Origin of the sequence: Dysgonomonas sp. UBA7630 (assembly GCF_002483985.1) — a bacterium.
In the GTDB taxonomy this organism is placed as follows: Bacteria; Bacteroidota; Bacteroidia; order Bacteroidales; family Dysgonomonadaceae; genus Dysgonomonas.
Window position 1 is genome coordinate 1 of record NZ_DLIY01000017.1, and the last position, 14,179, is coordinate 14,179.

Below are 14,179 nucleotides of genomic sequence, written 5' to 3' on the forward strand. Positions count from 1 at the left end.
ATCCCGCGAAGTGATTCTTGAGACAAAAGATTCGTCTTATTATCATTTCAAGACGGACATACTTTCGGGGACAATGACCTATTCCACAGATAAGAATTTTGCGGCGAACCTTATCTCTTTACCTAAAGACAGGGTTTTTGATGTGATAAGGATGAATAAGCGAGGAGACAGACCTCTGCATCTGGCTATGGAGTCTCAAGAGCAAACCGAGAAACCGACTTCACATGATATATTGCAAGAAAATATCAATCGCTTTGATGATAATGGCAATGGCAATAACCGCAATAATAAGAAAAAGAAGTTTGTAAAAAACAATAAAGGGGAAAATCCTAGACCGGTAAATACGCAGCAAGCTAATAGTCAGTCGAATAGTAAGCCTCAAATAAATAAAGTTCAGGGAGGAAATAATAATAGGTCGCAACAACAAGCTGAAGCCAATTCTCAGGGTAACCCCAATCCGAATCCCAATTCGAATCCAAACCCGAATCGGAATAAAAATAAAAACAGACACAACAGAAACAGATCGAACCGCAATGGAAACTCGGAACAGAAGAAGCCTGAAGCATAAAGTTTTTTTTGCGCTATGTGTTATGTTGCTAACACTTATAAATATCTCCTGTGACAAGCAGGAGATATACTATCATTTTCATGAACTAAAGGATGAGGCATGGGCACAAAACGATACGCTTGTGTTTGATATAGATTCTACGCTTTTCGAACTGAATAGACCTTATAATCTTACAATAGAGGTTACCAATAGCGTGAGTTATCGTTATCAGAATATCTGGTTTTTTGTTCAGTCAAATATTGATGCTGACTCTGTATTCGTTGATACTTCTAAAGAATTCTTATTGGCTGATAAACTTGGAAAATGGCAGGGATCAGGGTTTGGCACATTGTATCAATCTTCTCTTCCATTCGGAGAGATCTCCTTTAAGGAAAAACGAAACTACCGCATCAAAATAGAACACGGCATGCGAGATCAGACCTTGAATGGTATTGAGAAAGTAGGCATTAAGATATCTAAGCCTTAATAATCAGAAGTCTAACTTCAACTGCTTGTCGGTTAAATTGAATGTTAGCCTGTGATAAGGTGTGACACCATATTTGACTATTGCCTCACGATGCTTTTTTGTCGGATAGCCTTTGTTGTGATCCCAATCATATAGCGGATGCTCTCTATGTAAATTGAGCATGTAGTCGTCTCTGTATGTTTTAGCTAATACCGATGCCGCAGCAATAGGCAATAGCTTGCCATCTCCTTTTACAACACACGTATGTGGTATATCTTCGTATTTGCGGAAGCGATTACCGTCAATTAATAAATGTTGCGGACGTGTCTTTAGGCTTGCCACAGCTCGTTGCATGGCAAGAAACGAAGCATTCAGTATGTTGATCTCATCTATTTCTTTCTGATCTACAATGCCTATAGCCCAAGCCAGAGCTTGCTCTTCTATAAGAGGACGTAGTGCATACCTTTCTTTTTCGGTCAGCTGTTTTGAGTCGTTCAGCTTTTCACAGATAAAGCCTTTGGGTAATATAACAGCCGCTGCAAATACAGCTCCCGCCAGACAGCCTCTTCCGGCTTCGTCACATCCTGCTTCTACTAGGTCAGGGTATAATGATAGTTCTAACATTTCTAAAACTTAATATACAGGTTATTGTCTTCAGGAGGAAAATCCAACACTATCTCGTTTGTATTCATAGGGATATCCGTTGCTTCAGATAGTTTTTCAAGATACTCTTTTAAGGATTTGTCAACCTTTTCGTCTCCATAAGCATGTTTGATAAATATTTGTCCTATTATATCAGCAAAGAGACCGTATGTTTCTTCCGAAAGATTATATCCTAGTTTGTTGATCTTACCTTTGGCAAGGGCTGTAGATAATTTAAGCATTCGCTGTTTATCCTCTTCAGCCAGATTGGAGTTGCCGGGGATTGATGTTACATTTTCAGTCTTTATCTTCATGCCGTTAGCATCCAGTTCCACAAAACGATAAGAGAATGGATAGGCTGATAAAGTCCCGGTTTCTATATCATATATCACATTGCCTTTGTCGGAAGTAAAGGCTGTGATGTCATTCGAGTGAAAGTGCCCGGTGAAGATAGCTTTTACACCATTGTCTGCAAACAGGTTTGCTAATCTTAGGTAATCCTCTACGAGGTAGTCTTTGAAGAATGAAGACTGATACATGATATGCTCTGCAAAGCCCCAGTGCATCATACCTATCACTTGCTTATTCTTTTGTTTGGCTTCTCTTAAAATCTCAAGTATCCATTTTTCTGTATAGGGAGAGATTTTTCCGGCTGTTATGCTGTTGGTTGTATACTCTTTATATCTGGCTGCGTCTATCGCGATAAACCATGTTTGATCATCGAGAGAAGCTACATAACTTAATGAATTATCATCTCTTGTCAGCGCATTACTATAGCCACAGTCTTTGTAGATCGACGCAAAGTCATCGGGAGAAATGTTTGCTACAGGTAACTTTTTGTCTCCCTTATATTCCGAGGCATTTGGCATATTAACATCATGGTTGCCGGGGATAACATATATTTTGACTCCCTTATCTTGTAGGGGTTTTAGCTTTTTTAGGAAGTCAAGATGGCTTAACTTTTCTCCGTCTTTGGTAATATCGCCGCAAATAAGTAGTATTTGTATATCACTGTTAAGATACTCATTTAGCACCTGATCCAGAACCTGTGGTACATACTTGATATTCTTACCACTGGAAGCAATATAATCATTTAAAGCTTGCCCTTCATCCATCAATTGTTCCGACAGATAGTGGGTATCTGTAATTACTCCGATTCTTAACGGCTCCTTGGCAATAGAACAGGATGAAATAAAAAGAAGCACATAAAATAATAGATATTTCACTGTAATTTCGTTTGATATAGACAAAAGTAAAGTATTTATTCTAGTTATTATTCCTATTTTTGCAGATGCATAATTAAATAATGTTACAATGTACAAGAACAAAGCCCTTCTTTTTTCTATACTAACAATTGCTATAATTTTATNNTATCATCTTGCGGTTCTCAGAAACAACGTGTGAAATTCTCCGATATATCCCATCCCAAAAGGGAGTTTAGGGGTGCATGGTTGAGTACTGCTTGGCAATCGAGATATAAGACTATGAATTCATCTCAGATGAAAGCATACTTTACAAATATATTAGATCAAATGCAGGCTGATGGCATCAACGCTGTTATATTTCAGGCTCGTCCGTATGCCGATGCTTTTTACAAATCAGATCTTGAACCTTGGAGTGCTTTTCTTACAGGGATACAAGGAAAAGCTCCCGATGGAGGCTTCGATCCTTTGGTCTTTCTTGTAGATGAGTGTCATAAGCGAAATATGGAATTGCACGCTTGGTTGAATCCTTACCGGGTATCGTCAGGAACTAGCGATGTGTTTTCCAAAAATCATATTTATCATAAACATCCTGAACGTTTTGTGAAATATGACAACAAGATATATTTTGATCCGGGTATTCCTGCCAACCGACAATTTATTTGTGATGTAGTTAAGGATATAGTCATGCGCTATGATGTGGATGCTATTCACATGGACGATTATTTCTACCCTTATCCTGTTGCAGGGCAATCTTTCCCTGATGATAACAGCTTCAATACATATGGTAGACCGCAAGGTTTCTCTCAGAATCAGCGAGCAGACTGGCGTCGCAACAATGTGAATCTGTTGATACAAGATGTGAAGCATACCATACAGACTACAAAGCCATGGGTGAGATTTGGTATCAGCCCTTTTGGAATATATAGGAATAAGAGAAGTACTTCGGATGGTTCGGGAAGTAATACCAGTGGATTGCAAAACTATGACGATTTATATGCTGATGTTAAGCTATGGGTGAAAAATGGCTGGATAGATTATAATATGCCTCAAATATATTGGGAGATAGGACATACTGCTGCAGACTATAAGACACTGATAGAATGGTGGGCGAATAATAATTTCGGACAACCTCTCTATATTGGTCAGGATATAAAGAGAACAATGGATGCTACAACTCAGCCTTCGGGAGACAATCAGTTGGCGGAAAAAATGCTTTTGTCTCGCAGTTTTACCACAGTGCATGGAAATTGTTTCTGGCCTGCTTATGAACTATTGGACAACTATAAGGGAATAGCTAGCCGTTTGCAATCTAATTATCACAAATATCCCGCTCTTATCCCTGCATATACGCACATGTACAACAAACAACCCAAAAAGGTGAGTAACATGAAAGAGTCTTTTACGGCAACTACTCATACATTGCAATGGGATGCAAAGTCTGATAAATATGATCCGGAGACAGCTCAATATTATGTTGTTTATCGTTTTGCAAAAGGAGAAAAGGAAAACTTGGAGAATGCTCAGAATATTGTTTCTATCACAAGGCAGAAAAGTATAGTACTCCCTTATGAAGGAGGAGCTAAAGAATATAAATATGTTGTAACGGCTGTAGATGCTTTCCATAACGAGTCGAAAGGAAAATCTAAGAAGTTGAAATTATAAAGGATGATAAAAAGAGAGTTTAAAATGATCGCCAAAACAATGGCGGGACTAGAAGATGTGTTGGCCGAAGAATTAATAGGCTTAGGTGCAAACAATCTCGAGATAGGCAAGCGCATGGTTTCCTTCGAAGGTGACCTTGCTTTAATGTATAAGGCTAACATACAGTGCCGGACTGCTCTTCGTATACTTCGTCCTGTCTATGAGTTTAAAGCAAAGACGACTGATGATATATACAAGAAGGTAAAAGCCATGAACTGGTTTGAACATCTTACAGAGGATAGTACTTTTGCTATAGACGCCATAACCTTTTCGGACTACTTTACACACTCCAAATTTGTCGCATATCGCGTAAAGGATGCTATTGCCGACTATTTTATGCAGAGGACGGAAAAACGTCCTTCGGTAAATGTAGAAAATCCCGACTTGTTAATTAACTTTCATATAGCTCATGATAAGTGTACCCTTTCGTTCGATAGTTCGGGAGAGTCTTTACACAAGAGAGGCTACCGTGTTGCTCAAACTGAAGCTCCTTTGAACGAGGTACTGGCTGCGGGAATGATACTTAAAACAGGTTGGCGCGGAGAATCTGATTTTATAGATCCAATGTGTGGTTCGGGTACTCTGCTGATAGAAGCTGCGATGATAGCCATGAATGTGCCACCGGGAATCTATCGTCCGAATTTTGCTTTTGAGAAGTGGAAAAACTTCAATGCAGACTTGTTTGAAACGATCTATAACGATGACTCAGGTGAGCGGGAGTTTAAACATAAGATATATGGTTCGGATATCTCCTCCGAGGCTATTGCTATTGCTGCGAAGAATGTAAAGAATGCCGGATTGGAAAAATGTATTGATCTGAAAGTGATGCCTTTTGAGAACTATACAGAGGCTCCATCCGAAAATGCTGTTCTGGTCACGAATCCTCCTTATGGTGAAAGAATAAAGCCTGAAGATTTGTTCGGCTTGTATGAAAATATAGGCGAACGGTTGAAGCATGTATTTATGGGCTATTCGGCATGGATACTGAGCTATAAGAAAGAGTGTTTTGACAAAATAGGATTGAAGCCTTCCAAGAAAATACAACTGGTAAATGGCTCTTTACAATGCGAGTTCCGTAAATATGATATATTTGCAGGAAAGAAGTATCCGAAGAAAGAAGATTAACTTAATATAGAAATATTATGAAAGCATTACTAAGTCTATTTGGTTTGATACTTGCGTTTAGTTTTCAATCTTGCTATTCTGGTCGCCCCTTAGTAGAAGCCCCTTCTCAGAATAATAAGACGTATGAGGTGTCATATCTGTTCGAACATGATGGTTGTAAAGTCTATCGTTTCTATGACATGGGGAATTATGTATATTTTACAAACTGTAAAGGTAATATTACGGCTATAAATACCGATTCTACAAAGAATAGGGTACAAACTGTTATTGATGCAGATTTGACTCTGAAGTAATTTACAGGCTATCTATCTTTAACCTTGATATGGGTATGCTGATATTATCTGTAATACCCATCATTGCGTTTATTAAGTAGAGTTTTCTATAGTCTTCAATATCCTCGATCCGAATTACTTTTTCTTTAATAACTCTTTCTTTTAAAAGGGTTTGTCTTTTTATCCCCGGTAGCAGGTATGTAGAGGGAGTAAATAAGCCTTTATCACTTTCGAATACTACATTCGTAAATGACGTATCGGTCACAAATCCATTTTTGACAACGAGTATATCATCACACTTTTCTTTCTGCATCATCAATTTTTCAAAGGCTGTTCTATCTGCATACTTGAAAGAATAATCGATTGAGTTATCATGAATGATCTTTAAACTGTTTATTTCTCTGAATTTATAATGAGAATATTCTATCTCCAGATTCTCGAGAGAGTATACAATACGGCATTTAACCAATCCTTCTCGGAATTCTAAAGGAATATCTTCATCCTTCAAACTAAATGGAATCGTAGAACCGAAAAAAGACTGTAACGTAAAGTTCATTCTTGCTATATGTGCAGGAAGATTGAAAATCTTACCATTACAAATTTTTATTACTTCAGAGAATGACTGCTTCATACAATTGGTAGATAAATTTTTTCTAAAACCTCTTTATATTCCTCTTCACAATTGCTATAGGCTGTTATACCACCTCCACTTCGAAAATAATATTGGTTATCGTCATTTTCTATATAACGTATTATAACAGCCGAATCCAATTCGTACCCATCATAATATCCGCATACTCCTGTATAATATCCCCGTGGCTCACTTTCGGCTTCTTGTATAATTTTTCTTGTCGCGTCTTTCGGTGCACCCGAAATAGAACCGGCAGGAAGCATTCCAAAGATAATATCCCCATAATTAAGATAATCCTCATCACGCAAGATGCCTGTTATCTCTGAGCTGACCTGTAAAATATCATTTTTGTTTGTCCTGATACGATCGATATATCTGAATCTGTTTACCCTTACATTATCAGCTATAATGCTGAGGTCGTTGCGGAGAAGGTCCACTATTGTATTATGTTCTGCTGTTTCTTTATAGTCATTCAGTATTATCTGTTCGGCGTCAGGGATGTTTGCATCTATAGTTCCCTTCATGGGATTGGTTGAGATTGTCTTTCCCGCTATTTTGACGAACCGTTCGGGCGAAAAACATACAAACTTACTCGGATATAGCACTTTGTAGGAAGCTTTACTTTGAAAGAAAACCTCTTCGAGTGTAAGATCAGAAGAAACAGGTGTTTTTATTGTGAGGTTGGTCAAATAAGAGTATCCTTCTTTTAATCCTTTATGTACAATATCAAATTTTTCCTTATACTCAGAATAGGGGATAGGAATGTAATTGAATGAAGATACTTTTTTTATTGTCTCTTTCTCAGTAGCATTGCCCTTTCCGCAGAATTGAAATAAAACATCAGTTTGCAGCAAAGGATTATCGATAAATAAACCTTTTGTTTGTTCAAAATTAATAGCAAAGAAGAATGGCTTCCCTTCTCTGCCATATATATTCATTTTATGTCTTATCTCATTTGTATCTGTCGTTGTCATAGAACAGGTTTTGATGAAAAAGTAACAAAAGTAACACTTTTTACGCTGTTTTTATCTGTCACTTTCTCTATATCCAGATTATAAACCCTTTCTATATAGATAAAGTTTTGTGGTTTTTGTGATTTTAAAAACCGAATACACCTGTGTCGTTGCTATCCTCTTTATTCGGACATTTTAAATAAACGTACTTATCTTCTATTTTTAGTATATTTTCTTTTGGAACTCTTTCTATTAGCTTCGCCATATTTTTATCATCAGTCGGATAAATAAGTGCTGTATTGCTTTTCGAAGCGAGCCATATATCAGAGAAAGATATGCCTTCTATCCATTTCAAAAGTGATGGTTGAGCATTCGATATAGACAGATTCCCTTTTAAGTATTTTATAGACGATGAATAAGGAATCTCTTTCCTCATTTCTAATGGTAAAGATATTCTTTTCATGTTGAGTGTATTCACATACAGATACAGAAGCTCATCGGCATTCCTTTTAGCTTTGTTCGAGCCGGACTGAAAAACGATTGAAACATATTTATTGCCGATTGCTGCCTGATATTGGTACGCAGATAAGCAATTGAAAAAACGAAGGGTATCAGCTCTCATACATTTGAATGTATGTAAGGAATATATCCCAAAAGCATTTTCGGGAGACGACATTTCATAAATATCTATTGTATATTTCTCCTCCTTGTATTTTATATCTCTCGTTGTTAGTTTTTCGAATCCATATTCGAGATATAAGTCGGAACCTCCATTCATAAAACCATATAGACCTGTCCCTACAAAGGTACGTTCCTTTTCGATCGTGATATCCGACAACGTTTGCCCTACTCCCAATAGAGGTAGCAATGATAAAAATGTTAAGAAAAAATATTTCATCTAGGCTAGATTTACTTCTGTTAGGTCTATTTTATTCTTATCTGCCACTCCGAGCTTTAGTTCCTCTGCCAGATGCATGAATTTGAGAGCAGCCGGTTTATCTTCGGATTGAATACCTTCTTCTATCCTTTTTGCTATCACAATGTCATGTCCTATGCGGTCAACGGCAACAGGGTCGGTTCCCACCAGAATAGTATTGTAATTGCATATAAATTGAGGATTTGCTGCAGGTCCTCCTTCGAAACAACCTATCAACCCGTCTACAATATTCAAAACAACTTTGTCTCGCAGTGGCGGGAAGGCACATACATAGGCAGAAGTTTCGTGCCACAAATCCTTGTGGAGCCTTGCGGTATTTGAAATAGAACCAAACGCAAGGTTCTTCATACAAAGTGTAACTGATGATCCTGCGTTTTTCAATACAGGCAGATTGATGATTTTTGTTACCTTTTGAGTGCAGATTTTCGTAAAATAAGAATATTTTCCTCCATTTACCATGAAAGGCATGGTATAAGCGTCATATTCGCCTTCTACATCAGCATAGAAATAATGAACTTTATCGATGCGCTCTTCGCTGTATAGTTTACCTTCGCTATTGTAGTAACTGCCCGAAGCATCTTCACACTCAGTACCGGTGATGGTTATGCCGGGATAATTTTCTTCTGTATAGCCTGTTTCATGCAGTTGCATTTCGCGCCTGTCCCATATTACCATATTGCTACGGGATATGCCTGCTTCTTCCAGTTGTTTTATTACGGCTTGTGTAACGGCATGCGAAGTTGTCAATAGTTTTCCCGCTACAGGATTAACCTTTAGACCTATTACGTCATCCTTGCCGACAAATTGTAGCCAAGCCTTGTTGAGATCGCTTTCTCCCGTAAGTTTCAGCATCGATTCTTTCAGCATCTCAAAAACGGTTTCTTCAGAAGGCTTTCCTTCAACAATAGCTAAACTATGATTGACTCTGACTACTTTACCCGGATATTTACCCGGCATAGAAGATCTGGTTCTAGGGATAGATAACGCATCTTTTATATTTGTCTCAGGCTTTACATCTGTTGAGGTGAGGGTTGGGGCAGCTTTAAGAATCGGAGAAACTGTTGCACCCAGACCACCAATAACTAATGACTTAAAGAATTTACGTCTTTCCATAGTGCGAAGGTTAAATTAACTGATTATCAAAAGTAAATAAATAATTTGATATCCAATAATAGTCTAAAAACAAAAACAAGAAAGGTGAATTTCCTTTCTTGTTTTTATTTTAGTCGTTATCTTTATCCTTCTCCTTTTTTTTCTTTCCCGAGAAGATCGATTTGAGTTTCTTTATTACAAACCGCCATATTATTGGCTGCACAATTTCCCATATTACAGGGTAGTAAGCGGTTAATCCGCTAAGCAGACTGCTTGAAGTTGAGGTTTCGTCTTGTCGCTTTTTACTTTTGGATGATCCTCCAAAACCAAATACGCTCAGTACAGAGTTTATTGTACTTTGAAAAATCAATGAACCTGCATTGTCTGATAGATACGCCCAATGTTCGGATAGACGTTCTTCACCTTCCTTGCATTCAAGCCTTACTAATTCTTTTTCTTGACGCAGTTCTTCTAATGGTGTCAATCTATTCTTCATCATTTGTATCTATTTTACGCATAAATCTTATAGTATTCTGTAATATCGATTGTTGTATCTTTTTCCGAAAAAGAACTACAAGCAATAAAACAAACAATGAAAACAGAGTCATGATTCCAAAGCCTACAGCCAAGCTGTTGAATAATTCTCCAAGAAAAAAAGCCATACCAATAAGCCCGAAGAATAAAATAACAGCTACAATAGCTATTATTATTAAGCCATATCCCAGACCGGAGGCAGATAAACCTATCTTCTCAAAACTATCCAGTTTAAACAAACGGATACGTCTGTTGATATAGCTTAATAAATCTAATTTAATTTCTTCAATTAAGATTCCTAAGCTTTTTTCTTCTTCGGAGTTATTCAACATCGTCTCTTAATTCTTCCAGTTTATGTTTGCCTCTGCCGGCTGCGTTTCTTACATTTCCTTTTACTTTGTCTACCAGGCTGTTTATATCTTTCAGCCATTCTTCCTTTTTGTCAGAAGCAGCAACATAGCCAACAGCTGCACCTAGCGCAGCACCTATAGCCAAGAACAATAAGTTCGAACCTGTTTTATTCATAATTATTTATTTTATAAATTAATTCTACATTAATATAATAACGTGTGAGAGTATCAATAAATTTCATCAACTCAACACTTTATTATAAATTGGATTGATCACTAAAATACGGGCTAAACCGCTAATAATCTTCTTGCTTTCCCTAAAAGGACAGCTAATATAGCTATTTTTTGAAATATCGAAAATATTTTTCAGTAAAAATAACTATTAGCCCGATTGTTATATTGCTTCACCGAATAGTGTAGCCGAAGTATTCCCTGTTACTTTTACGGTCACGAAGTCTCCTATGCGATGGTTTCCTTTGTCAAAAATAACAACTTTGTTTTGGGATGTTCGTCCGAAAAGCTGTTCCCTCGACCGTTTAGAGAATCCTTCAACAAGTACTTCAAATACTTTGCCTACATCTCGCTTGTTGCTTTCAAGAGAGCATTCGTTTTGCAAATCTATAATTTCCTGTAAACGTTTTATTTTAACATCTTCAGGTATATCGTCTTCTAATTTTTTTGAAGCGTATGTTCCCGGACGTTCCGAATACTTGAACATAAATGCCGAGTCGAAACATACCTCACGCATCAGTGATAGTGTCTCTTGCTGATCTTCTTCCGTTTCGGAGTGAAAACCGCACATGATATCAGTAGATATGCCGCATCCCGGTATGATGCGTTTAATCGCTTCAATACGGTTCAGATACCACTCTCTATCATATTTTCTCTTCATTACGTTTAACATCTTGCTGCTTCCCGATTGTACAGGTAGGTGGATAAACTTACACAGGTTATCATATTTTGCGATTACCTCCAGAGTTTCATCTGTCATATCTGTCGGATAAGAAGTCGTAAATCGGATCCGCATTTTAGGTGCAGCCTTCGCTGTCATTTCCAATAGTGCGGGGAAATCTACAATGCTGCCGTCTTCGTTTGTAAAGCGGTATGAATTGACATTCTGTCCCAACAATGTGGCTTCTTTAAATCCTTTGTCTCGCAGATTTTCCAATTCGTTAAGGATACTCTGTGGCGAACGGCTTCGTTCACGACCTCTTGTATAAGGCACTATACAATAAGAACACACCTTATCACATCCTCGCATGATGGATATAAAGCCCGAAATGTGGTTTCCTCCGATGCGTAGAGGGATTACGTCTTTATACGTTTCGGTTTTGGATAGTTGAACATTGATTGCTTTGTTGCCATTTTCGGCAGCTCCTACCAGATTAGGCAGGTCGAGGTAGGCATCGGGGCCTACTACAACATCTACATGATGCTTGTCGTGTAGCTCTTCTTTTACTCGTTCGGCCATACAACCCAGAACACCAATAATCATATTTGGCTTCTTCTTTCTCTTGAGGGCGTTGAAATAGTCGAGACGTTGAATAACTCTTTGCTCGGCGTTGTCACGTATCGAGCATGTATTTACAAAAACAGCATCGGCTTCTTCCAGCTTATCTGTCATGGTATAACCATCCATTTGCATTACGGATGCAACAACCTCGCTGTCTGCTACATTCATTTGACAGCCGTAGGTTTCGATGAACAGTTTTTTGTCTTCGGTTGAAATCGTGGATTTAAAGTCCAGTCCTTTCTCGTTGTTCATAGAAATATATTTTAGTATGTAATTAAGCTTCGATGATTTAGTCTCAAAGCATCTTTGGCTGGCAAAAATACGAAGAAAAATGGAATTGTTTATTTGTTTTGTGCTTTTTAAGGGAATGTCTAAAGAATGGTCGTTAAATATTTGAATGTTTTTTAATCAATCCGCGATTATCTTTATCTTTGTCCGTTGACCTAAAAACTCTTTTATCTAAAATATATTTTATGAAAAGGAACCTATTTTTATTCCAATTATTACTTCTCGCATTTGTAATGAATGCTCAACCTAAGAAAGATTTTAAAACAGTGCGTATCACCTACCAGACAAGTATGAATGGTAAAGCCTACGAAGGATCAAATACCATCGTAGAGATATGCGGAACTGATGTTCTAATAAGTCGTAAATATGCCGAAGTGCAAGAGGGTACTCCGTTACAATACACCTATCTTGATTATGCAACAAATGAAGAAACAAAAACCGCAAAATTGGCAAATGGTGATGAGTTTTATACAACGCGATCATTTATATTAAATGATAAACTGGAATTTTTACCCGAAACAGAAACTATTGCCGGCTACCTCTGCAAAAAGGCGAAAACAGTTATTAATTCTAATACGATAGAAATATGGTATACAACTCAATTAGGAGTCAAAGGATCTATGCAACCCGGTGTTGGTTTGCCGGATGGGGTAGTACTCAAAGTACTAAGAAACGGACAATACGAAGAAAAAGCAATAAAGATTGATTTGCTAAAAGAGATTGTGAATGTAAAACCTGTTCTTAAAGGTGATAAGTTGACTGCCCCTGCCTATAATTACCGTATACAGCAAAGCCAGGTTATTGTAGCCGACGTATTTAATAATCAGAGTATATACTTTAGGGATATTCCTAAGCCGGAGCAGTTGAACGATACAGAAATAATGCAATTTGCCAATGGTTCTATCGTCTTGAAAAAAGTAAAACTTCCTGCCGATAATACTAGCTATTCTATTTTTGCTGAGCTAGCTCAACACTCTGAAGGGGACGCTTATGACCGTACGGGTAGCGTCTTTATCGTGCCTACCGATAAGAAGCAATCATTTATGGATGGATTGCTAAAAGGAAGAGAGGCATTACCTCAGTATACTGATAAACATGGGAAATCGTATGAGGGAATGGTTGCTACAGAGGATTATTTGCCGCCTCTCGAGTTGATGCGTTTTTATACTTCATTCGGAGTAAAAGGATATAACCATATTGAGGTAGCTGAATATAACTGGCCCGATTCTGTAGTGTTTAAACAAGAAATTACAGACTATGCCAAGTATCTGAAAAATGAAGTGTGGGTAGGTGCATGGATCGGAAATTATGCAAAAAACGGACATAATGTTTCTTTGAAGATTAAGTATTATCCAAACGAAAAGCGGGCAGAGAAAGAAGTATATCCTCTGTTTACAACTACAAATATAATGGAGATGGCTGGACAGGCTTATCCTGACGGATTGTTCCGTAACGATTCTCTGACTGTGAACTTCAAAACAGATGTGGATCTCAAAGATGCTTATATTCGTTATATATCTACAGGCCATGGCGGCTGGGGTGGAGGAGACGAATTTAATCCGAAGCTTAATGAGATATTTATGAATGGCTCTCGCCTGATCGCTTACACCCCTTGGCGCGAAGATTGCGGTAGTTATAGAGAGTTGAACCCGGCTTCGGGTAATTTCGCAAATGGCTTATCGTCATCCGACCTGAGCCGTTCGGGTTGGTGTCCGGGTACAGTGAGTTATCCTGTGTTTATACACATTGGGGATGTGAAGGCCGGTGAACACCAACTGAAGGTGGCTATACCTGTGGGAGATCCCGAAGGTAGTGCTCTGAGTTATTGGTGTATCTCTGGAGTATTAGTGGGTGATAAGAAATAAGACTATAATATTTCCGGAGCTCTGTGACTTTTATGTTTTTGGTGCGACTAATATAAAA

The 14,179-nt window shown here is 37.9% G+C and carries 14 protein-coding genes and 2 pseudogenes; 6 read left to right on the forward strand and 10 right to left on the reverse strand.

The window, feature by feature from the left end; genetic code table 11:
• Positions 1-568 (forward strand): annotated as a pseudogene (locus tag B3P17_RS06870) (hypothetical protein); the annotation flags it as partial.
• Entirely contained in the window at positions 534-1,034 is a 501-nt protein-coding gene (locus B3P17_RS06875) for a gliding motility lipoprotein GldH (RefSeq protein WP_289781695.1), read from the forward strand. The pseudogene B3P17_RS06870 and the gene B3P17_RS06875, both read left to right, overlap by 35 nt.
• Positions 1,035-1,037: 3 nt before the next feature.
• Here the strand turns inward: B3P17_RS06875 and B3P17_RS06880 are convergent, their stop codons facing one another.
• Positions 1,038-1,637: a ribonuclease HII gene (locus tag B3P17_RS06880; protein ID WP_252638308.1), complete on the reverse strand. Its 600-nt coding sequence runs from the start codon at positions 1,635-1,637 to the stop codon at positions 1,038-1,040.
• 2 nt (positions 1,638-1,639) lie between these two features.
• A complete protein-coding gene (locus B3P17_RS06885) occupies positions 1,640-2,881 on the reverse strand; it encodes a metallophosphoesterase family protein (protein ID WP_252638307.1) in 1,242 nt (413 codons plus the stop codon).
• A gap of 174 nt (positions 2,882-3,055) precedes the next feature.
• Here B3P17_RS06885 and B3P17_RS06890 point away from each other — a divergent pair, with 174 nt between their 5' ends.
• The 3 genes and pseudogenes from B3P17_RS06890 (at position 3,056) to B3P17_RS06900 (ending at position 5,979) form a co-directional block, all read left to right on the forward strand.
• Complete coding sequence (locus tag B3P17_RS06890) at positions 3,056-4,522, forward strand: glycoside hydrolase family 10 protein (protein WP_291104673.1); 1,467 nt, start codon at positions 3,056-3,058, stop codon at positions 4,520-4,522.
• 24 nt (positions 4,523-4,546) lie between these two features.
• Positions 4,547-5,659 (forward strand): annotated as a pseudogene (locus tag B3P17_RS06895) (THUMP domain-containing class I SAM-dependent RNA methyltransferase); the annotation flags it as partial.
• Between the two features lie 44 nt (positions 5,660-5,703).
• Entirely contained in the window at positions 5,704-5,979 is a 276-nt protein-coding gene (locus B3P17_RS06900) for a DUF4884 domain-containing protein (protein ID WP_252638304.1), read from the forward strand.
• Position 5,980: 1 nt separating this feature from the next.
• Here B3P17_RS06900 and B3P17_RS06905 read toward each other — a convergent pair whose 3' ends face one another.
• From B3P17_RS06905 to miaB, 8 genes are all read right to left on the reverse strand, one after another.
• Entirely contained in the window at positions 5,981-6,589 is a 609-nt protein-coding gene (locus tag B3P17_RS06905) for an aminotransferase class IV (RefSeq protein ID WP_252638303.1), read from the reverse strand.
• Positions 6,586-7,563 carry an aminodeoxychorismate synthase component I gene (locus tag B3P17_RS06910; protein WP_252638302.1) on the reverse strand — a complete coding sequence of 326 codons (978 nt, stop codon included), beginning with the start codon at positions 7,561-7,563 and terminating at the stop codon, positions 6,586-6,588. Before B3P17_RS06910 ends, B3P17_RS06905 begins: the two co-directional genes overlap by 4 nt.
• 124 nt (positions 7,564-7,687) lie before the next feature.
• Positions 7,688-8,440 carry a DUF6599 family protein gene (locus B3P17_RS06915; protein WP_252638301.1) on the reverse strand — a complete coding sequence of 251 codons (753 nt, stop codon included), beginning with the start codon at positions 8,438-8,440 and terminating at the stop codon, positions 7,688-7,690.
• Complete coding sequence (locus B3P17_RS06920) at positions 8,441-9,592, reverse strand: DUF362 domain-containing protein (RefSeq protein ID WP_252638300.1); 1,152 nt, start codon at positions 9,590-9,592, stop codon at positions 8,441-8,443.
• A 109-nt stretch (positions 9,593-9,701) separates the two neighbouring features.
• A complete protein-coding gene (locus B3P17_RS06925) occupies positions 9,702-10,070 on the reverse strand; it encodes a hypothetical protein (protein ID WP_252638299.1) in 369 nt (122 codons plus the stop codon).
• Positions 10,057-10,437: a phage holin family protein gene (locus B3P17_RS06930; RefSeq protein ID WP_135103434.1), complete on the reverse strand. Its 381-nt coding sequence runs from the start codon at positions 10,435-10,437 to the stop codon at positions 10,057-10,059. The genes B3P17_RS06925 and B3P17_RS06930 overlap by 14 nt, the downstream gene beginning before the upstream one ends.
• Positions 10,427-10,630, reverse strand: coding sequence for a hypothetical protein (locus B3P17_RS06935; protein ID WP_006844524.1), 204 nt, complete (start codon positions 10,628-10,630; stop codon positions 10,427-10,429). Before B3P17_RS06935 ends, B3P17_RS06930 begins: the two co-directional genes overlap by 11 nt.
• A gap of 219 nt (positions 10,631-10,849) precedes the next feature.
• A complete protein-coding gene (miaB, locus tag B3P17_RS06940) occupies positions 10,850-12,220 on the reverse strand; it encodes a tRNA (N6-isopentenyl adenosine(37)-C2)-methylthiotransferase MiaB (protein WP_252638298.1) in 1,371 nt (456 codons plus the stop codon).
• A 221-nt stretch (positions 12,221-12,441) separates the two neighbouring features.
• Between miaB and B3P17_RS06945 the strand changes: the two genes are divergently transcribed.
• Positions 12,442-14,121: a PNGase F N-terminal domain-containing protein gene (locus B3P17_RS06945; RefSeq protein WP_252638297.1), complete on the forward strand. Its 1,680-nt coding sequence runs from the start codon at positions 12,442-12,444 to the stop codon at positions 14,119-14,121.
• Positions 14,122-14,179: the final 58 nt, after the last annotated feature.

Coding starts and splice junctions, on each gene's coding strand:
- B3P17_RS06930 (WP_135103434.1), bottom strand. CDS start 10,437: ATGTTGAATAACTCCGAAGAAGAAAAAAGCTTAGGAATCTTAATTGAA.
- miaB (WP_252638298.1), bottom strand. CDS start 12,220: ATGAACAACGAGAAAGGACTGGACTTTAAATCCACGATTTCAACCGAA.
- B3P17_RS06875 (WP_289781695.1), top strand. CDS start 534: ATGGAAACTCGGAACAGAAGAAGCCTGAAGCATAAAGTTTTTTTTGCG.
- B3P17_RS06915 (WP_252638301.1), bottom strand. CDS start 8,440: ATGAAATATTTTTTCTTAACATTTTTATCATTGCTACCTCTATTGGGA.
- B3P17_RS06945 (WP_252638297.1), top strand. CDS start 12,442: ATGAAAAGGAACCTATTTTTATTCCAATTATTACTTCTCGCATTTGTA.
- B3P17_RS06880 (WP_252638308.1), bottom strand. CDS start 1,637: ATGTTAGAACTATCATTATACCCTGACCTAGTAGAAGCAGGATGTGAC.
- B3P17_RS06905 (WP_252638303.1), bottom strand. CDS start 6,589: ATGAAGCAGTCATTCTCTGAAGTAATAAAAATTTGTAATGGTAAGATT.
- B3P17_RS06925 (WP_252638299.1), bottom strand. CDS start 10,070: ATGATGAAGAATAGATTGACACCATTAGAAGAACTGCGTCAAGAAAAA.
- B3P17_RS06900 (WP_252638304.1), top strand. CDS start 5,704: ATGAAAGCATTACTAAGTCTATTTGGTTTGATACTTGCGTTTAGTTTT.
- B3P17_RS06935 (WP_006844524.1), bottom strand. CDS start 10,630: ATGAATAAAACAGGTTCGAACTTATTGTTCTTGGCTATAGGTGCTGCG.
- B3P17_RS06920 (WP_252638300.1), bottom strand. CDS start 9,592: ATGGAAAGACGTAAATTCTTTAAGTCATTAGTTATTGGTGGTCTGGGT.
- B3P17_RS06910 (WP_252638302.1), bottom strand. CDS start 7,563: ATGACAACGACAGATACAAATGAGATAAGACATAAAATGAATATATAT.